The 18,193-nt window shown below is 65.1% G+C and carries 16 protein-coding genes and 1 tRNA gene; 9 read left to right on the top strand and 8 right to left on the bottom strand.

Annotated features, from left to right (window positions below; genetic code table 11):
• Positions 1-271: 271 nt before the first annotated feature.
• The 7 genes from plsX to ACQR1Y_RS00055 all read left to right on the top strand — a co-directional run bounded on the left by plsX (position 272) and on the right by ACQR1Y_RS00055 (position 5,886).
• Positions 272-1,333, top strand: coding sequence for a phosphate acyltransferase PlsX (plsX, locus tag ACQR1Y_RS00085; RefSeq protein WP_434878646.1), 1,062 nt, complete (start codon positions 272-274; stop codon positions 1,331-1,333).
• The gene (locus ACQR1Y_RS00080; RefSeq protein ID WP_434862163.1) at positions 1,330-2,304 is read left to right on the top strand and encodes a beta-ketoacyl-ACP synthase III; all 975 of its coding nucleotides are present in this window, start codon (positions 1,330-1,332) and stop codon (positions 2,302-2,304) included. The genes plsX and ACQR1Y_RS00080 overlap by 4 nt, the downstream gene beginning before the upstream one ends.
• A gap of 124 nt (positions 2,305-2,428) precedes the next feature.
• Positions 2,429-2,788, top strand: coding sequence for an integration host factor subunit alpha (locus tag ACQR1Y_RS00075; protein WP_434862164.1), 360 nt, complete (start codon positions 2,429-2,431; stop codon positions 2,786-2,788).
• A 116-nt stretch (positions 2,789-2,904) separates the two neighbouring features.
• On the top strand, positions 2,905-3,468 hold the full coding sequence (locus tag ACQR1Y_RS00070; protein ID WP_434862165.1) for a MerR family transcriptional regulator: 564 nt from the start codon (positions 2,905-2,907) through the stop codon (positions 3,466-3,468).
• 208 nt (positions 3,469-3,676) lie between these two features.
• Positions 3,677-3,754, top strand: a tRNA-Pro gene (locus tag ACQR1Y_RS00065).
• A gap of 273 nt (positions 3,755-4,027) precedes the next feature.
• On the top strand, positions 4,028-4,903 hold the full coding sequence (locus ACQR1Y_RS00060; protein WP_434878647.1) for a class I SAM-dependent methyltransferase: 876 nt from the start codon (positions 4,028-4,030) through the stop codon (positions 4,901-4,903).
• Positions 4,904-5,004: 101 nt separating this feature from the next.
• A complete protein-coding gene (locus ACQR1Y_RS00055; RefSeq protein ID WP_434878648.1) occupies positions 5,005-5,886 on the top strand; it encodes an AraC family transcriptional regulator in 882 nt (293 codons plus the stop codon).
• Between the two features lie 505 nt (positions 5,887-6,391).
• Here ACQR1Y_RS00055 and ACQR1Y_RS00050 read toward each other — a convergent pair.
• The 8 genes from ACQR1Y_RS00050 to ACQR1Y_RS00015 all read right to left on the bottom strand — a co-directional run bounded on the left by ACQR1Y_RS00050 (position 6,392) and on the right by ACQR1Y_RS00015 (position 16,477).
• Positions 6,392-7,951 carry an oleate hydratase gene (locus tag ACQR1Y_RS00050; protein WP_434878649.1) on the bottom strand — a complete coding sequence of 520 codons (1,560 nt, stop codon included), beginning with the start codon at positions 7,949-7,951 and terminating at the stop codon, positions 6,392-6,394.
• 114 nt (positions 7,952-8,065) lie between these two features.
• A complete protein-coding gene (locus ACQR1Y_RS00045) occupies positions 8,066-9,661 on the bottom strand; it encodes an oleate hydratase (protein WP_434878662.1) in 1,596 nt (531 codons plus the stop codon).
• Between the two features lie 584 nt (positions 9,662-10,245).
• On the bottom strand, positions 10,246-11,721 hold the full coding sequence (locus ACQR1Y_RS00040; protein ID WP_434878663.1) for an ABC transporter ATP-binding protein: 1,476 nt from the start codon (positions 11,719-11,721) through the stop codon (positions 10,246-10,248).
• A 50-nt stretch (positions 11,722-11,771) separates the two neighbouring features.
• Positions 11,772-12,455 carry a biuret amidohydrolase gene (gene biuH, locus ACQR1Y_RS00035; RefSeq protein WP_434878650.1) on the bottom strand — a complete coding sequence of 228 codons (684 nt, stop codon included), beginning with the start codon at positions 12,453-12,455 and terminating at the stop codon, positions 11,772-11,774.
• Positions 12,456-12,654: 199 nt separating this feature from the next.
• Positions 12,655-13,581, bottom strand: a complete 927-nt coding sequence (locus tag ACQR1Y_RS00030; RefSeq protein ID WP_434878651.1) for an ABC transporter permease — start codon at positions 13,579-13,581, stop codon at positions 12,655-12,657.
• A gap of 3 nt (positions 13,582-13,584) precedes the next feature.
• On the bottom strand, positions 13,585-14,694 hold the full coding sequence (locus ACQR1Y_RS00025) for an ABC transporter permease (protein ID WP_434878652.1): 1,110 nt from the start codon (positions 14,692-14,694) through the stop codon (positions 13,585-13,587).
• Positions 14,691-15,800 carry a BMP family ABC transporter substrate-binding protein gene (locus tag ACQR1Y_RS00020; RefSeq protein WP_434859217.1) on the bottom strand — a complete coding sequence of 370 codons (1,110 nt, stop codon included), beginning with the start codon at positions 15,798-15,800 and terminating at the stop codon, positions 14,691-14,693. The genes ACQR1Y_RS00025 and ACQR1Y_RS00020 overlap by 4 nt, the downstream gene beginning before the upstream one ends.
• Before the next feature lie 521 nt (positions 15,801-16,321).
• Complete coding sequence (locus tag ACQR1Y_RS00015) at positions 16,322-16,477, bottom strand: hypothetical protein (protein WP_434878653.1); 156 nt, start codon at positions 16,475-16,477, stop codon at positions 16,322-16,324.
• 216 nt (positions 16,478-16,693) lie between these two features.
• Here ACQR1Y_RS00015 and ACQR1Y_RS00010 point away from each other — a divergent pair, with 216 nt between their 5' ends.
• On the top strand, positions 16,694-17,662 hold the full coding sequence (locus ACQR1Y_RS00010) for an SDR family NAD(P)-dependent oxidoreductase (RefSeq protein ID WP_434878654.1): 969 nt from the start codon (positions 16,694-16,696) through the stop codon (positions 17,660-17,662).
• Between the two features lie 123 nt (positions 17,663-17,785).
• A complete protein-coding gene (locus ACQR1Y_RS00005) occupies positions 17,786-18,151 on the top strand; it encodes an endonuclease domain-containing protein (RefSeq protein ID WP_434878655.1) in 366 nt (121 codons plus the stop codon).
• Positions 18,152-18,193 lie beyond the last annotated feature (42 nt).

The following is an 18,193-nucleotide window of genomic DNA, read 5'->3' as shown; positions in this document are numbered from 1 at the left end:
CGAAATCGCTTCAAGTGACTGATTTCGATAGGGAACACCGTCGGCCTCACGACCTCCGCCAGGTCGCGCGGTTGCAAAATGCCACGCGCCCGGGAGGTTGTTTCGACACGGAGAGACGCTATTGTCGCGCCGGGCCGGGGTGCGACAAACCGCGCTGCCGGCCTCGGGCCCGTTCCCTGGCCGCGCAGTGCCACCAAGAACGACCGCCAACACGGCCGAACGAGACGCGGCCAAGACGAGATCAAGCTCGAGATCAGGTTTCCGGGACGTCATGCCTCAAAAGGTTCGAATCGCGCTGGACGCCATGGGCGGGGATTTCGGCGCGGCCGTCGTCATCCCCGGAGCCGCGATCGCGCTGAGCCGCCATCCGGACACCGAATTCCTGCTGTTCGGCGACAGCGCCAAGATCACGGCCGAACTCGACCGGCATCCGCGCCTGAAGGCGGTGTCGCGCGTCATTCACACCGATGTCGCCATCAGCATGGAGGACAAGCCGAGCCAGGCGCTGCGGCGGGGCCGCAAGACCTCGTCGATGTGGCTCGCCATCGAAGCCGTCAAGAAGGGCGAGGCCGACGTCGCGGTCTCCGCCGGCAACACCGGCGCGCTGGTGGCGATGGCCCGCTTCTGCCTGCGCACGCTGGATGGCATCGACCGTCCGGCACTGGCGGCGATCTGGCCGACCACGCGCGGCGAATCGGTCGTGCTCGACCTCGGCGCGACCATCGGCGGCGATGCGCACCACCTCGTCGCGCTCTCGGTGATGGGCAGCGCGCTGGCGAGCGTGCTGTTCAACAAGCCGAAACCGACCGTCGGCCTCCTCAATATCGGCGTCGAGGAGATGAAGGGCCATGAGGAGATCCGCGAGGCGGCCGAGCAATTACGCGCGATGAACCTGCCGCAGCTCGACTATATCGGCTTCGTCGAGGGCGACGGCATCGGCAAGGGCGCGGCGGACGTGGTCGTGACCGAGGGCTTCAGCGGCAACATCGCGCTGAAGGCGGCCGAGGGCACGGCACGCCAGGTCACGGAATTCCTGCGCGGCGCGATCCAGGCCAGCGTCATGGCCCGGATCGGCTATCTGTTCGCCCGCGGCGCCTTCGCCGCGCTGCGCGCCCGGCTCGATCCGCGCCGCTCCAACGGCAGCGTGGTGCTCGGGCTCAAGGGCATCGTCGTCAAGAGCCATGGCGGAACCGATGCCGAGGGCTTTGCCTCGGCCGTCAGGGTTGGCTATGAGATGGCCCGCTGCGATCTCCTGACCAAGATCAATCAAACACTCAATCGCGACGGCGGAGCGTTCGCCTCCGCACCCGTCGCCCAGGAGGCTGTCTCGTGACAATACGTTCGGTCGTGCTCGGCTGTGGCTCCTATCTTCCGCAGCGGGTCGTGACCAATGCCGAGTTGGCAAGCCGCATCGAGACCTCGGACGAATGGATCGTTCAGCGCACCGGGATCCGGGAGCGCCATGTCGCAGCCGACGGCGAATTCACCTCTCACCTCGCGATCAATGCCGCGCGTGCCGCGCTTGCCGCCGCCGATGTCGATCCACAGTCGATCGACCTGATCGTGCTGGGCACCTCGACGCCGGACAACACCTTTCCCGCCACGGCCGTTGCCGTGCAGAACGGGCTCGGCATCCATCATGGCGCGGCGTTCGACCTGCAGGCGGTGTGCTCCGGCTTCGTCTTTGCGCTCGCGACCGCCGACAATTTCCTGCGCAGCGGCGCGTTCAAGCGGGCGCTGGTGATCGGCGCCGAGACCTTCTCGCGCATCCTCGACTGGAACGACCGCACCACCTGCGTGCTGTTCGGCGACGGCGCCGGCGCGCTGGTGCTGGATGCCCAGCAGCAGGACGGCACGTCAGCGGACCGCGGCGTGCTGACCACGCATCTGCGCTCGGACGGCCGCCACAAGGCCAAGCTTTATGTCGATGGCGGCCCGTCGTCGACCCAGACAGTGGGCCATCTGCGCATGGAAGGCCGCGAGGTGTTCAAGCACGCCGTCGGCATGATCACCGACGTCATCGTCGACGCCTTTGAGGCCACCGGCCAGTCCGCCCAGACCATCGACTGGTTCGTGCCGCACCAAGCCAACAAGCGAATCATCGACGCCTCCGCGCATAAACTGCACATCGCGCCTGAAAAGGTGGTGCTGACGGTCGACCGGCACGGCAATACCTCGGCTGCCTCGATCCCGCTGGCGCTCGACGTGGCGGTCAAGGACGGCCGGATCAAGAAGGGCGACCTCGTTCTCCTGGAGGCGATGGGCGGCGGCTTCACCTGGGGCTCGGCCCTGGTGCGCTGGTAAGCTTGCCGCATGGCGGCATTTTATCGACTTAAGCGCCACACTTGGCTTCACGCTGCTGTTGACCAAGGCGGCTTAACCTCTTAATTTCCGGGCCGAATTATTCGCCGAGAGTTTGGGGCAGGCGATGGCGGGAACCGGAAAAACAGTCACACGCGTCGATCTGTGCGAGGCGGTCTACCAGAAGGTGGGCCTGTCGCGGACGGAGTCGTCCGCCTTCGTCGAGCTGGTCTTGAAGGAGATCACCGATTGTCTCGAGCGGGGCGAGACGGTCAAGTTGTCGTCATTCGGGTCGTTCATGGTGCGCAAGAAGGGTCAGCGCATCGGACGCAATCCCAAGACCGGCACCGAGGTGCCGATCTCGCCGCGGCGGGTGATGGTGTTCAAGCCGTCCGCGATCCTGAAGCAGCGCATCAACGGCCAGCAGTCCAACGGCAAGATGAACGGCGAGGCGGCTCCCTCGGAGCTTTCCGCCGAGACCGAGTAGCCGCGGACGATCGCGGCCGAAAGCGTGGCCTGACCCGAGCGGTCGGCCGGATCAGTCTCATTGTCAGCGTAGCCTAGCGTCACATCTTGTCAGCACGATCGAAGGGGAACGGGCATTTGGACAAGGCGCCGGATGCGTTTCGGACGATCAGCGAGGTCGCGCAGGAGCTCGACATCCCGCAGCACGTGCTGCGGTTTTGGGAGACCCGGTTCGCCCAGATCAAGCCGATGAAGCGAAGCGGGGGCCGGCGCTATTACCGGCCCGACGACGTCGATTTGCTCAAGGGCATCCGCCGTCTGCTCTACAGCGAAGGCTACACGATCAAGGGCGTGCAGCGCATCCTGAAGGAGCATGGCGTCAAGTCGGTCCAGGGGCTGGCGGATACCTCCGCGGCCGTCTCCTTCGGCGCGCTCGAGGAAACCCTCGGCCAGGCGATGATGGAGGAGGAGCCGATCGGCGAGGCCGAGGTCGAATCGGAGGATGAAGAGGAGGAGGCTTCCGAGGAGGAGGGCATCGACTTCCGCTTTGTCGACACCGAGGACGACATCCTCGACACCTTCCGCGTCGGCCCGCCCACCCGCGCCGGCATGAAGCCGGAGGAACGCGAAAAGCTCGAAGTCGTGCTCAAGGACCTGCTCGACTGCCGCGCGCTGCTCGATCGGGCGATGAAGGAGGTCTGAGGGGCTGGCCAGACCGAGGCTGGGCCGATCATGACCAGCCATCTTCCAGTTTGAGCCGCAGCAGCGCCACGAATCGGCTGCGACCCCTCCCCCTTGCGGGGAGGGGTCGGGGGTGGGGGTCCCCAACCTCCGCTCTCCCCATCACCCCCGCAAAACCCACCCGCCGTACCTTGCATCCCATCCCGATCACGGCTACAGGATCGGCCATCGGAGCGTGGCGCAGCCCGGTTAGCGCACTAGTCTGGGGGACTAGGGGTCGTGGGTTCGAATCCCGCCGCTCCGACCATTTCTCGAGATCGCTGCGATGTGAGAGCAGCCGGTCCTGCACCTCGGCCAAGCCTTCTGGCCGTGGCGGATCGATTAGAACTCCTGAAGCAGAATCAGACCGACGTGTTTTTGGGTCAAAAGACCCAGTGCGCCTTGCGTCGCGAGCGCGGTTGCGCCGCACAAGGGCGACTTTTCAACCCGCAAACCCCCGCCTAAACTCCACGGTCTGGCTGACGGCCGCTTGCCGACGCCAAAGACCGTTTTTCATTTTTGAATCGTGCCGAGCTCGCTCATGGACGCCGCAATTGCCGACACTTCCTTCGGGCATTTCGAGAACGCCGAGCAGATCGCGTTCTGGAACGGTGCGGGCGGGGCGCGCTGGGTGGCGCGGCGGGCGGAGCTCGATGCGATGCTCCTGCCGGTGCAGGAGGCGCTGCTGGAGCGCGCCGCGATCCAGCCGGGCGAGCGGGTGCTCGACATCGGCTGCGGCTGCGGGGCGACCCTGATCGCGGCGGCCGAGAAGGTCGGCCCCACCGGCAGCGTGCTCGGCCTCGATGTCTCCGCTTCCATGCTCACATCGGCCCACGAGCTCGCGCCGGCCGAGGCGCCGGTCAGCTTCGTGCAGGGCGATGCCATGGTGCATCACTTCAAGGCCGCGAGCGCCGACCTCGTGATTTCACGGCTCGGCGTGATGTACTTCGCCAACCCCGTGCGCGCCGTGTTGAACATCCGCAACGCGCTGCGTTCCGAGGGCCGTGTCGCATTCGCCTGCTGGGGGGAGCTGCGCGACAATCCGTGGGCGCTTGAGCCGCTGCAGGCGGCCTATGATTACGTCGCCAAGCTGCCGGGATTGCGGCCGCATGCGCCGGACGATTTTGCTTTCGGCGCCGCCGAATGGGTCGAGAGGGTGATGACCGAGGCTGGCCTGCGACGGGTCCGGCTGGAACGCTGCGATGTCAGCCTCGATCTCGCGGCAGGCAGCGGCCTCGACGGCGCGGTGCAGACCGCGTTGGCGCTTGGCCCCAGCTCTCGCGCGGTGGCCGGGCAGCGGTCCGAAGCCGTCGAGGCGGCCACGGCTGCCGTGCGCAAGGCGCTTGCGCGCTACGCCAAGGGACCGAGCGTCATGGTCCCCGCCTCATTCTGGATCGTGACGGCGGTCGATCCGTAGACGCGCGCGCCGCGGCCGTCGCCTTTCCGCAAAGCCGCAAGATCGGTCGAGCGTATCCGGCGTGGGCGCTGTTAGCTGGTGCCGCCACGGAGCAAGGAACGATGACGGCGGCGCTGCGAAACTTCCACGCCCGGATGCAACGGGTGCTGGATCATATCGACCGGCATCTGGACGATGATCTCGATCTGGACACGCTGAGCAGCCTCGCCGCTTATTCCAAGTATCATTTTCACCGGCAGTTCACGGCCACGTTCGGCCTGTCCGTGCATCGCTATGTCCAGCTCGCCCGCATGAAGCGCGCGAGCTATCAGCTGGTCTACAGCGATGCCGACAGCGTGACGGATGTCGCGCTGGATGCGGGCTACGATGCCCCGGACGCCTTTGCCCGCGCCTTTCGGCAGCGGTTCGGGCAATCGCCGTCGTCGTTCCGGAAGTCTCCCGATTGGGAGCCGTGGCTTGCGGCCTTCGGGCCTCTCGACGAAGCGAGGAGCAAGCTGATGACGACGACCTTTTCTCCTGATGACGTGACGATTCGCGACGTGCCGACCACGCCGGTGGCGATCGTGGAACACCGTGGCGACCCCGCGACACTCGGCGCGAGCATCCAGAGGTTCATCGCGTGGCGCAAGGCGGCCGGCCTGCATCCAAAGACCCATCCGACCTTCACGGTCTGGCGCTCCGAGCGGCGTCCGGCGTCGCCCGCCGACTACAGCGTGGACCTTTGCGTCGGCACCGACCGGCCGATCATGGCCCATGGCTTCGACATCAAGGCCGGCGAAATTCCCGGCGGGCGCTGCGCCGTGCTACGCGTCATCGGCAACACCCATAATCTCGAGCCGGCCGCTCTCTACCTCTACCGCGACTGGCTTCCAGCCAGCGGCGAGGAGACGCGAGATTTTCCGATCTACTGCCAAAGGTTGAATCTGTTTCCCGAGGTTGCCGAGCACGAGACCGTGGCTGACCTGTTCCTGCCGCTGAAGTGAGACCCCGAGGCACGATGTGACCCGTCGCAGAAGGCCACCACCCGGCGGGCATCCCATTCCGAGTGGGTGGGACGTTTGCTCCGGTTTTGAATGGTTCCAGTTCCATCACGGGAACCCTGGATCATTTTTAACGTTGATGTCGCGAGCGATCGGGGGACTGTGGCCCCGGCATTGAACCTTCGCGCAGACGTGCGCACCAACCTGATGTTCGGCTCCCGTCGAGTCGATTTTTCAGGAAATTTTGGATCGGCCTCGGGGTTTATCCCGATGGCAGCTTTTATCGTTGAAGGAGGCGCGTATGGTCCTCAAGACTTTGAAAGTCTCATTGTCCGTTTTCGCCGCTGCAACATCGGTCGTGTCGTTGTTTGCCGTGAGCTATGTCGGCCTCGCTCTGCTGGGCTACTGACGAATTCACGCTAGGATACATAGTGGCGAGCTGTGGACGCGCCCGGATCAGCCAGATCCGGGCGCGCTCGTTTTGGCGGTGGCGTCGCGCGCCGCGACGTCAGGCGAACGCCTTCTCCACGGTCTCGATCAGCACGCGGAACGATTTGTCGTGGCGCGTGATCGGCGGAATGGCTCTGTTGATGTCGAGCAGCTGATAGACCGCCATCTGCGCCGCGCGCACCGAATATTCCACCGTGAACACGACGTCGTCGGGGATCTCGACGAACTGGCTGACGAAGGCGAGGTTCTTGGAATTCGCCGGCACCGGCAGCGGCCGGTCGCTCTTGGTTCGCGGCATGAACATGCTGGTGATGTAGGGCAGGCGGCACGGCACGCAGCTCGCATTGTCGAACACCGACAGCTCGAAATTCAGATGGCCGCACAGCTCCTTCAAGATCTCGGCGCCGCTGCAATCCGCCATCGCTTTCGGCACGAAATTGCCGATGCGGTCGGGATGCAGCGCATAGCCCCAGAACACCTGGACGTCCTTCGGCTGGCCGACGAAATGCGGCTGGTGATAGAGCACGATCGACATCAGCCAGTTGGAGTCGGTGAAGGTGACGAGGCCGCCGGTGCCGGCTTTGTTGCCGCTGAAGGCTTCCATCGCATCGAAGAACTGCGCGTTGCGGCAGGTGACGGTGAACGACTCCCAGCAGGATTCCGGAATCGATGCGTTGAACGCGGCGGGATCGCCGAATTCGGGACGGCCCTGCGCGATCTTTTCCCATAGTGCCCAACCCTTGCTCTCGCGCTTGGTCAGGCGCGACGGCGGCGCATGTTGCGAGCCGAGGCTGGTGGCATCCGTCATCGAGCCGTTCTGGAAGAACACGAGATCATCTGGCGACACGGCGAGCGCCTCGCTGCGGCCGTTGCGGTCGAGCGTCAGCTGCCTGACGACATGCTTGCCGGCCTCGGTGCCGATCGCCATGTCGGTCACGTCGACGTCGCCTTCGAGATTGACGCCGTGTTGTTCGAGCCACTTCATCAGCGGCACGACGATCGCGTCGTACTGATTGAGCACGGTGCGCTTGACGCCGGCGAGGGTCTCGATGCGCGCAAACTCGTTCATGAAGCGATGCAGATAGCGCTTGAACTCGACGGCGCTGTGCCACGGCTGGAAGGCGAAGGTCGTCTGCCACATGAACCAGAAATTCGTGGTGAAGAACGGCGGGGACAGCCAGTCGGTGATGCGGGACTTGCCGAGCTTCTCCTCCGAGGCTTCCGTCAGCCTCACGAGCTCGAGCCGGTCCTGCATCGAGAAGCCCATCGTGGAGACGTCGATCTTGTGCCGATTGCGATCGACAAGGCGGGCCTGCGAATGCGCGACGTGGTCCTTGTTGAAGGCGATGGTCTCATCGCGCACGGTGCGGTTGGGATCGTTCGAGCCAGGAATCGTCGAGAGCAGGTCCCAGGTGCATTCGTAGTGGTCGGTCGTCAGCATGCGACCGCCGCGTAACGAGAACGAGCCGTCCGGCAGTTGTGTGCCGTCGAGGCTGCCGCCGAACGGCAGGTTCTTTTCGAAGATCGTGATGTCGTGTCCCGCGACGCCGCCGTCGCGGATCAGGAACGCCGCGCCTGCCAGCGCGCCGATGCCACTGCCGATGAAATAAGCCTTCATGATGGATCACCCGGATCGTCTGCACCGATCCGGGGTTAGCGGCCGTGTGTCCCGGCGGAACTGATTCAGATCAACCGCGGCGAGCCACTGTCGATCACGATCTCGCGCGCGGGCTCAGGCGAAGGATTTGATGGCGGCCTGCGCCAGCACTTTCAGCGATTTGTCCCACGGGGTGACCGGCGGTATGGCGCGATCGATCTTCATGAGCTGATAGACCGCGTGCATGGAAGCGCGCACCGAATATTCGATGGTGAACACGGCATCCTCCGGCAGCTCGACGAACTGGCCGATGAAGGCGAGGTTCTGCGAATTGGCCGGCACCGGCAGCGGCCGGTCGCCCGGGCTGCGCGGCATGAACATGCTCATGATGTAGGGCATCCAGCACGGCACGCAGGTGGCGTCGTCGAACACCGTGAGCGGGAAGCGCAGATGCCCGCACAGCTCCTTCAGGATCTCGGCGCCGCTGCATTCCGACATCGGCTTGGGCACGAAATTGCCGACGCGATCGGGATAGAGCCCATAACCCCAGAAGATCTGGATGCCCTCCGGCTGGTCCGGGAAATAGGGCTGGGTGTACAGCACGATCGACATCCGCCAATTGGAGTCGGAGAAGGACACCAGCGCGCCGGTGCCGGCGACGTTGCCGCTGAAATTCTGCATCGCATCGAAAAAGCGCGGATTGCGGCAGGTGACCGTGAAGGATTCGAAGCTGGATTCCGGGATGTTGGAGTTGAAGATCGCGGGATTGCCGAATTCGGGCCGGCCGGCGGCGAGCTTCTCCCACAACGCCCAGCCGTGGCTGTCCTCCTTGGTCAATTGCTTCGGCGCGCTGTCGTGGCTGCCGAGGCTGGTCGCATCGGTCATCGAGCCCGCCGTGTAGAACACGAGATCGTCGGGGGCGAGTTCGATTGAGCGGCTGGCGCCGTTCTGCGTCAGGTCGAGCCGCGTGGCGCGATGCTTGCCGTTCTCCGTGACGAGCGCGATGTCGGTGACATCGGCGCCGCCGACGAAGTTGACGCCGTGCTCCTCGAGCCAGCGCATCAGCGGCTTTACGATCGAGTCGTTCTGATTGTAGACCGTGCGCTTGACGCCGCCGAGCGTATTCATGGTCGGGAATTCGTTCATGAAGCGGCGCATGTAGCGCCTGAACTCGACCGCGCTGTGCCACGGCTGGAAGGCGAACGCCGTCTGCCACATCAGCCAGAAATTCGTGGTGAAGAACGGCGGCGACAGCCAGTCCGAGATCAGCGAGTTGCCGAGCTTGTCCTCCGGGGTTTCGGTGAGCTTGGTCATCTCGATGCGGTCCTGCATCGAGAAGCCCATGGTGGAGACGTCGACCTTGTGCCGGTTGCGGTCGACCAGCCGCGCCTGCGCATGCGTGACGTGCAGCTTGTTGAACATCTCGGTTTCGCTGAGGATGTTCTCGGACGGCTGCGACGCGCTCGGGATCGTCGACAACAGATCCCAGGTGCATTCGTATTGCTCGGTTGTCAGCATGCGCCCGCCGCGCATCGAGTAGGAGCCGTCCGGAAGCCTGGCGCCGTCGAGGCTGCCGCCATAGGGCAGGCGCTTCTCGAACAAAGTGATGTCCCGCCCGGCCACGCCGCCGTCGCGGATCATGAATGCTGCGCCTGAGAGTGAACCGATGCCACCGCCGATGAAATAGGCCTTCATGATGTCGACCTGCTGTTTAAAGGTTTGAACGAAAATAGGAAAAATGCCGGCAGGCGCGGCAAATCACTGGCCAAACAAAGCCCGCCGGAGCGCAATTTACCGCAGCGGGATGAATTAGTCGTCAACACGCTGAGGTCGTTTGTCCGGGTGCGGCGCAATGTCCCGGCATCGGCTGTGCGCCGTTCTTTCCTCCGTCATTGCGAGCGCAGCGCGCAGCGAAGCAATCCGGGGCTCGGGCGAGACTCTGGATCGCTTCGCTGCGCTCGCGATGACGTCGAGAGGCGGTAGGACGGGCAAAGGCGCGCCCACGATGCTGCTGAGCACGTTGTCCACCGCGCGCCGGTGCCCACCACGGTCCCTCGGTCGAGAATGGTGGGCACGGCGCCGCAGCAGCTTCGCTGGTCGATGCAGCAGAGCAGGGCTCCTTTGCTCACCCTACGCACTCGCGGTCTTGTGTTCGGTCTTTCCCCGTCGTCATTGCGAGCGCAGCGAAGCAATCCAGGGCGGCATACGCGACTCTGGATTGCTTCGCTGCGCTCGCAATGACGTTGAGAGAGCACGCTGTGCCATGCTCATCTCGCGCGCAGTGGAAATCCGCCGTCGGGTCGTTGAGAGGCGCCTCAATGCCCCGCCATGTGCCGGCCGATCTCCGTCAAATCGGCCTCGCCGGCGCGGGTCTCGTAGACCAGCTGGCCGTGGAACATCACCACGAGTCTGTCCGACAGCTCCAGCAACTCGTCGAGATCCTCGCTGACTAGCAGCACCGCGGCGCCGCGGTTGCGGGCGGCCATGATCTCGGCGTGGATCTGCGCCACCGCCGCGAAGTCGAGGCCGAAGCAGGGATTGGCGGCGATCAGGACCTCGACGTCATGGCCGAGCTCGCGCGCCAGCACGGCGCGCTGCACGTTGCCGCCCGACAGTGCCGAGATTGGCGTATCCGGCGTGCGGGTCTTGATCTTGTAGCGGTTGATCTTGGTCGTGGCGTCCTTGCGGAACGCTGATTTGTTGAGCCACCAGCCGCCGCTGGCGAACGGGGCGCGGTCGAACTCGCGCAGCGCGATGTTGTCGGCGACGCTCATGCCGCCGACGCAGGCGTTCTTCAAGGGCTCCTCGGGCAGCAGCGACATCTTGTGCCGCCGCATCTCCTCGCGCGTGGCGGAGTAGGGCGCGCCCGACACGCGGACCGCGCCGCTCTCGGCCTCGCGCTGGCCGGCGAGCACCTCGACCAGTTGGCGCTGGCCGTTGCCGGAGACCCCAGCGATGCCGACGATCTCGCCGGCGCGCACGGTGAGCGAGAGGTCGTGCACGGCGAGGCCGCCGGCGTCGTCGCGCGCGACCAGCTTCTCGACCTCGAGCCTGACCTTGCCGGCCTCGCCGGTGCGCGACGGCTGCACCGTGAGCTGCTCGGCGCCGATCATCATCCGCGCCATGTCATCGGGCGTCAGCTCGGAGACCTTGCCGCGGCCGGCGAGCTTGCCGCGGCGGAGGATGGTGACCTCGTCGGCGAACGCCATGACCTCGCGGAACTTATGCGTGATCATCAGGATGGTCAGCTCGCCGGCCTCGACCATCTTGCGCAGCATGCCCAGCACCTCGTCGGCCTCGCCCGGCGTCAGCACCGAGGTCGGCTCGTCCAGGATCAGGAAGCGGCGCTTCAGATAAAGCTGCTTGAGGATCTCGCATTTCTGCCGCTCGCCAGCCGAGATGTCGGAGACTTTCGCATCGAGCGGCACACGGAACGGCATGCGCGCCAGGAACGCCTCCAGCGCCTGCTTCTCCTTGGCCCAGTTGACCACCGCCGGCACGTCGTCGCGCGCCAGCACCAGGTTCTCGGCGACCGTCATCGCCGGCACCAGGGTGAAATGCTGATAGACCATTCCGAGGCCGAGCGCATGCGCGTCCTTCGGGTTGCTGATGGCGCGCTCGCGCTCGGCGATCAGCACGTCGCCCTCGGTCGGGCGGTAGTAGCCCATGATGCATTTGACCAAGGTCGACTTGCCGGCGCCGTTCTCGCCGAGTAGCGCGTGGAACGAGCCGGGCTTTACCTTGAGCTCGACATTGTCGAGCGCGGTGAACGCGCCGAAGCGCATCGTCATCGCGATGGCCTCGACGCCGAACGCGCCCGGGGGAATCGGATCGTCGCCGATCACGACAGCGCCTCGATCAGCGCGGTGGAGGTCGCGACCGCCCCGAATACGCCGCCCTGCATCTTGATCATCTTCAGCGCGTGGTCGTGATTGCCCTTGTCGGTCGCGCCGCAGCAGTCCGACAGCAGCACGCATTCGAAGCCGCGGTCATTGCCCTCGCGCATCGTGGTATGGACGCAGACATCGGTGGTGATGCCGGTCAGCACGATGTTCTGGATGCCCTTCAACCGCAGGATCAGCTCGAGATCAGTGGCGCAGAACGAGCCCTTGCCGGGCTTGTCGATGACGATCTCGCCGGGCAGGGGCGCCAGATCCGGGATGATCTCCCAGCCCGGCTCGCCGCGCACCAGGATGCGGCCGCACGGGCCGGGATCGCCGATCCCCGCGCCGATCTGCTGCGAGCGCCAGCGCTTGTTGGCGGGCAGGTCGGAGAGATCGGTGCGATGGCCTTCGCGGGTGTGGATGATGGTGAAGCCCTGCGCGCGCATCACGGCGAGCAGCTTCTTGATCGGCTCGATGGGCGCTCGGGTCAGTGAGAGGTCATAGCCCATCTTGTCGACATAGCCGCCGCCGCCGCAGAAGTCGGTCTGCATGTCGATGACGATCAGCGCGGTGTTCTCAGGCCGGAGATCGCCGTTGTAGGGCCAGGCGTAGGGCTCGGAGCGGATGGTGCGCTGGGTCATGAATCAAACTCCCGTCAGCATGTATGGGGCCTCATGGTTCGAGACGCGTCGCAAGGGCGACGCTCCTCACCATGAGGGTTGAGTTGGTGCGTCGCCGCGCAAAGACCCCTCATCCTGAGGAGGCCGCCGCAGGCGGCCGTCTCGAAGGATGGCCGCAGCAAGATTGCCTGCTTCAACATCTTCAGCCTGCCCACTGATATCACCGCGTGATCGACAGCTCGGCCGGCGCGCCGTTCAGCGTGCGCTTGGGCGAGCAGGTGATGATCATGATAAGCAGCGTCAGGATGTAGGGCGCGGCGTTGAACAGATGATAGCCGGAGGTGACGCCGACCGATTGCAGCGCCGGTCCCAGCGCCGCGGCGCCGCCGAAGGCGAGCGAGGCCCACAGGCACAGCATCGGATCCCAGCGCGCGAAGATCACGAGCGCGACTGCAGTGATGCCTTGCCCTGATGACAAGCCCTCGTTCCAGCTGCCGGGATAGAACAGTGACAGGAACGAGCCGCCGATGCCGGCGAGGAAGCCGCCGGCCATCGTGGCGCGCAGGCGGATCATCAGCACCGAATGGCCCATCGCGCGCGCCGCATCGGCGCTCTCGCCGGCGGTGCGGATCAGGAGGCCCCAGCGCGTGGTCTTGAACGCCCAGAACAGGATCGGCGCCAGCGCGACGCCGATCAGGAACAGCACGTTGATGCGCAGCGCGGCGCGGACCTGCGGCACGTCGCTCCACCAGCCGAAATCGATCGCCGGCAACCGCGCCGCGGTCGGCTCGATCAGCGGCTTGCCGAGGAAGAAGGCGAGACCCGTGCCGAACAGCATCAAGGAGATTCCCACCGCGACGTCGTTGACCCGCGGCAGCGAACAGATGCCGGCATGCAGGGCTCCTAACAGAGCGCCGGTGAGGCCGGCGGCGAGCACGCCAAGCCATGGCGAGCCGGAGAGATAGGAGATGCCATACGCGCTCATCGCGCCCATGACCAGCGTGCCCTCGAGGCCGAGATTGATGCGGCCGGAGCGCTCGGTGATGCATTCGCCCAAACTGACAAAGAGGAACGGCGTGGAGACGCGGATGGCGCCGCCGAGCACCGCGAGCGGGACGGTCCAGAGTCCGATGTTGCCGTCAGCCATGCCTCAGGACTTTCCTTTCAGAAACCCGATGCGCCCGTAGAGCGCATCGCTCGCCAGCACCGAGATGAAGATGATGCCCTGCAGTACCAGCACGGAGGCATCGGGCAGGCCGAGCCGGCGCTGCAACAGGCCACCCGAGGCATTGATGCCCCCGAGCAGGATCGCGACCGGGATGATCGCCAGCGGATTCTGCCGCGCCAGGAAAGCCACCAGAATGCCGGTGAAGCCGTAGCCGACCGCGAGGTTGGCGTTGGTGCGGCCCTGCACGGCGGCGACCTCGACCATCCCTGCGAGGCCTGCGCAGGCTCCGGCCAAAAAGCACACGGTGAGGATCAATTTGCCGACGGACAGGCCGACGATCTTGGCGGCGCGGATATTGCCGCCCGCGACGCGCGCGGCGAAGCCGAACGTCGTGTGGTAGATCAGAACATAGCACGCGACCGCCAGGATCAGCCCGAATACCAGGCCCCAATGCACGTCGGTGCCGGGAATGGTGCCGATCATGTTGGCGGCGCCGATCTCGCGCGTCGACGGCTTGTTGAGGCTCGCGGGATCGCGCATCGCGCCTTCGACGAGATGGTTGAGGATGGCGAGCGCAATGTAGACCAGCAGCAGGCTGGAGATGGTCTCGTTGACCCCGCGATACTGCCTGAGACCACCGGACAGCAGGATCCACAACCCGCCGCCGGTCATCCCTGCGATCACCATCGCGATCTGCACGACGAGCGGCGGCATCCCCTGCAGGGCCAGCGCTGCGGACGTCGCAGCCAATGCGCCGATCAGCAGCGCGCCCTCGCCGCCGATGATCACCATGCCCAATTGCGCGGGCAGGGCGGTGCACAGCGCCGTCAGGATCAAGGGCGCCGCGCGGCTCAGCGTGTTCTGCCAGGAGAACCAAGTGCCGAACGCGCCGTAATACATGTACCAATAGAGGTCGAGCGGGTTCTTGCCGAACAGCGCCACGAACCCACCGAACACCAGGAGCGCGGCGACCAGCGCCGCGCCCGGAATGAGAATGTACTCGATGCTCGCGCCATAGCGCTGCAGAAAGCCTGGGTCCGCGGCCGGCGCGATGGCGGCCGCATCAACCGGATCGGCCGCCTCCGTGGTCACGACGTCGCTCCGATTACGCCCTCGACCAGATAGTCCATCTTCTCGAGCTCGGGATCCTTCTGGCCGCGCTCGGTACCCGCGGTGATCACGACGTTGCCCTTGTTGTCCTTGATGGGGCCCTTGAAGATCGTATAGCCCTCGCCGAGGAATTTGGCCTTGATCTCGTCGGCGTGCTTGCGCGCCTGCTCGGAGACGGCCTCGCCATAGGGCGACGTCTTCACCAGCTCTTCCTTGAGACCGCCGCGATAGAAGTTCGGAATGCTCTCGCCGGCGGCCAGCATCTTGACGAACTTCGGATACAGCGCCTCCCAGTTCCACTCGGCGCCGGTGAGATACGCCTTCGGCGCCAGCGGCGACTGGTTGACGTGATAGCCGGTGACGAAGGCGCCGCGGCGCGCCGCGTTCTCGACCATCGTCTTCGGACCGTCGACATGGCAGGTCAGCACGTCGACGCCCTGGTCGATCAGGCTGTTGGTGGCCTCGGCCTCCTTGACCGGCATCGACCAGTCGCCGGTGAAGATCACCTGCGTCGTCGCCTTGGGGTTGGCGAGCTTGGCGCCGAGGGTAAAGGCGTTGATGTTGCGCAGCACCTGCGGGATCGGCTTGGCCGCGACGAATCCGAGCTTGCCGCTCTTCGAGGTATAGCCCGCGACGATGCCCGACAGATATTGCGCCTCGTCGATGTAGCCGAAATAGGAGCCGGCGTTCTTCGGGTCTTTCTCGCTCCACAGGCCGCCGCAGTGCTCGAAGCGCAGCTTCGGGTACTTGTTGGCCATCTTGATCATGTGCGGATTGTAGTAGCCGAACGAGGTCGGGAACAGCAGCGTGGCGCCGTCGAGATTGATCATCGACTCGATCGTCTTCTCGACCGCGTCGGTCTCCGGCACCTTCTCCTCTTCGATGACCTTCAGCCCCGGCAGCTTCTTCAGCGCCGCCGCGCCCTGCGCATGCGCCTGGTTGTAGCCGTAGTCGTCGCGCGAGCCGACATAGATGAAGCCGATCGTCGTCTCCGCCGCGAAGGCCGGCCGCAGGCCCGCGGCTGCGCCGAGCGTCAGCGCCGCGCCACCCTGCAACAGATGCCGTCGTGAAATCCTGCCAAAGTCCATGGTGTGCTCCCTCGGCGGGCTGTCGCGCCCGCGCCTCTCGGCTTCGCCGGCACGGCGCAGCCGCCGAGGGGATCGCAAGCTTCGTGCCAGGGGCTTTCGGCCGAGCGGAGGAGCTAAGTCACTGAAACCGCTTTGCTTTGCGATTGCTTGCAGCGTGGGCAACGAATGCCGTGAGCAAATGATAGCCTATGTTTTAATCAATCGACTTCAATTGTATGCAACGAGTTCAGCCTGGCGAGACCCTCGGAGAGCCAGGCGAGCACGTTCGCGAAGTGCGGTTGTGAGAACTTTTTCAGGGCGCCAAACTCTCCGCGAGACGCTCGACTCGATCCACGTCATTGCGAGCGCAGCGAAGCAATCCAGGGGCTGTGGGGGGACTCTGGATTGCTTCGCGGAGCCTGTCATCCGGCCGCGCTTCGCGCGGACCGGGTGGCTCGCAATGACGGAGGAGAAAGCTGCGCACCGCAGCTGTAGGCCACGCTCGGCGCAGCCTTCCTTCGTCATGATGCGCGTCGCGCCGGTCAGAGGCCGAGCAGCCAGACCGCGACGATGGTGCCGATCACGGCAAGGCCGCTGATCGTCCATCCGGTGAGATAGGCGCCGTCGCCCGATCCCGCCGGATCGACCATGGTGTCGTGCCAGCTCTCGTCCTGCCAATGCCCCTGTTGGTACGCCATGCGAACCTCCTCGAGCCTGCCTTCCCATGGAATAAGTCAGGGGCGTTCGGCAGCGGTTCAACTCCAGGATGAGTTTTTTGCTGCTGCGCTGCAATGCTGATCCCGGACATCTCCTCTGGTCTTGCTGGTCAAACGTCCTAAGCTCGGCTGGCGTTCCGCGAAGAGAACGAGCGGGGCCGCGCGTTGCGGCCCGCAGCAGGGAAGGAAGAAAGTGCAATGAAGGATTTCGCCGGCAGGATCGCCGTGATCACCGGAGGCGGCACGGGCATGGGCCGCGAGCTCGCGCGCCAGCTCGTCGCCGAGGGCTGCAACGTCGCGATGTGCGACGTCTCGACCGAGGCGATGGCCGAGACCAAGCGGCTGTGCGAGGCCGATGGGGTGCCGCAGGGCCTGCGCGTCACCACACACGTTGCCGACGTCTCGATCGAGGCACAGCTGCAGCGCTTCCGCGACGAGCTCGCCGAGCAGCAGGCCACGGACAAGATCCATCTCCTGTTCAACAATGCCGGCATCGGCGGCGGCGGCAGCCTGTTCAGCAACTCACGGGAGCAGTGGGAGCGCACCTTCAACATCTGCTGGGGCGGCGTCTATCTCGGCGTCCGCACCTTCCTGCCGATGCTGCTGAAGGCCGACGAGGCGCACATCGTCAACACGTCGAGCGTCAACGGCTTCTGGGCCTCGGTCGGCATGGGCGTCTCGCACACCGCCTACAGCGCCGCGAAATTCGCCGTGAAGGGATTTACGGAGGCGCTGATCAACGACCTCCGCCTCAACGCCCCGCACATCAAATGCTCGGTGGTGATGCCCGGCCATATCGGCACCTCGATCGTATCGAACTCGCGCAAACTGCAGAGCGGCGGCGAATCCGACGAGCTCAGCGAGACCGAGATCGCCCAGGCCCGCCAGCGCATGAAGGGCATGGGCATCGACGTCGCAGCGATGAGCAACCAGGACATCCAGAACGCCGCCCGCGAACGCGCCCGCAGCTTTCTCGAGGATGCGCCGACGACGGCGGCGCAGGCGGCGAAGATCATCCTCGACGGCGTCAAGGCCGAGCAATGGCGGATTTTGGTGGGCGAGGACGCCAAGCTGCTCGACATGCGCGTGCGCCAGTCGCCGGAGCAGGCGTACGAGCCGGAGTTCTTCCAGCGTTTCGCGCAGGAGGCGGGGTGGAAGCTGGGGTAGGGGCTACCTGTTAGTTGTGGACACCGCTCGTACGGCGCGGACAGCGAGCTCCCCTCCCCCTTGCGGGGAGGGGTCGGGGGTGGGGGTCCCCGAGTCCCGCTGCTCGTGAGGAAACAGACAGCCATGGCTGACAGCCGACGATCATTCGCGCAACGCATGCGCGCCGAACCCACTGACGCCGAGAGAGTCCTCTGGCAGCATCTTCGCCATGACATCAATCTGGCCGGCTCCCACTTTCGTCGCCAAGCTCAGATTGGCCCCTTCATCGTCGACTTCGTCAGCCGAAAAGCGAAATTAGTGATCGAAGTCGACGGCGGCCAGCATGATTGGCAGCAGGAGAAGGACGCCGCCCGTACCCGACAAATCGAAGCGCTCGGCTATCGCGTTCTTCGCTTCTGGAACAGCGATGTGCTGGGAAACATTGACGGTGTGCTTCATGAAATTCAGCGCGCGTGGACCCCCACCCTGAGCAACCGGGGACATAGGTGACAGATCTGACCGACGACATAGTTGACACAATTCTCGTTTTGT

The organism is Bradyrhizobium sp. HKCCYLRH3099 (assembly GCF_051167855.1).
Taxonomy (GTDB): Bacteria; Pseudomonadota; Alphaproteobacteria; order Rhizobiales; family Xanthobacteraceae; genus Bradyrhizobium.
Note: the sequence above shows the minus strand (reverse complement) of the source record. Positions and strands in the feature narration are given on the sequence as shown.

Coding starts and splice junctions, on each gene's coding strand:
- ACQR1Y_RS00040 (WP_434878663.1), bottom strand. CDS start 11,721: ATGACGATGCGCTTCGGCGCGTTCACCGCGCTCGACAATGTCGAGCTC.
- ACQR1Y_RS00010 (WP_434878654.1), top strand. CDS start 16,694: ATGAAGGATTTCGCCGGCAGGATCGCCGTGATCACCGGAGGCGGCACG.
- ACQR1Y_RS00015 (WP_434878653.1), bottom strand. CDS start 16,477: ATGGCGTACCAACAGGGGCATTGGCAGGACGAGAGCTGGCACGACACC.
- ACQR1Y_RS00075 (WP_434862164.1), top strand. CDS start 2,429: ATGGCGGGAACCGGAAAAACAGTCACACGCGTCGATCTGTGCGAGGCG.
- ACQR1Y_RS00060 (WP_434878647.1), top strand. CDS start 4,028: ATGGACGCCGCAATTGCCGACACTTCCTTCGGGCATTTCGAGAACGCC.
- ACQR1Y_RS00055 (WP_434878648.1), top strand. CDS start 5,005: ATGACGGCGGCGCTGCGAAACTTCCACGCCCGGATGCAACGGGTGCTG.
- ACQR1Y_RS00050 (WP_434878649.1), bottom strand. CDS start 7,951: ATGAAGGCTTATTTCATCGGCAGTGGCATCGGCGCGCTGGCAGGCGCG.
- ACQR1Y_RS00020 (WP_434859217.1), bottom strand. CDS start 15,800: ATGGACTTTGGCAGGATTTCACGACGGCATCTGTTGCAGGGTGGCGCG.
- ACQR1Y_RS00005 (WP_434878655.1), top strand. CDS start 17,786: ATGGCTGACAGCCGACGATCATTCGCGCAACGCATGCGCGCCGAACCC.
- biuH (WP_434878650.1), bottom strand. CDS start 12,455: ATGACCCAGCGCACCATCCGCTCCGAGCCCTACGCCTGGCCCTACAAC.
- plsX (WP_434878646.1), top strand. CDS start 272: ATGCCTCAAAAGGTTCGAATCGCGCTGGACGCCATGGGCGGGGATTTC.
- ACQR1Y_RS00030 (WP_434878651.1), bottom strand. CDS start 13,581: ATGGCTGACGGCAACATCGGACTCTGGACCGTCCCGCTCGCGGTGCTC.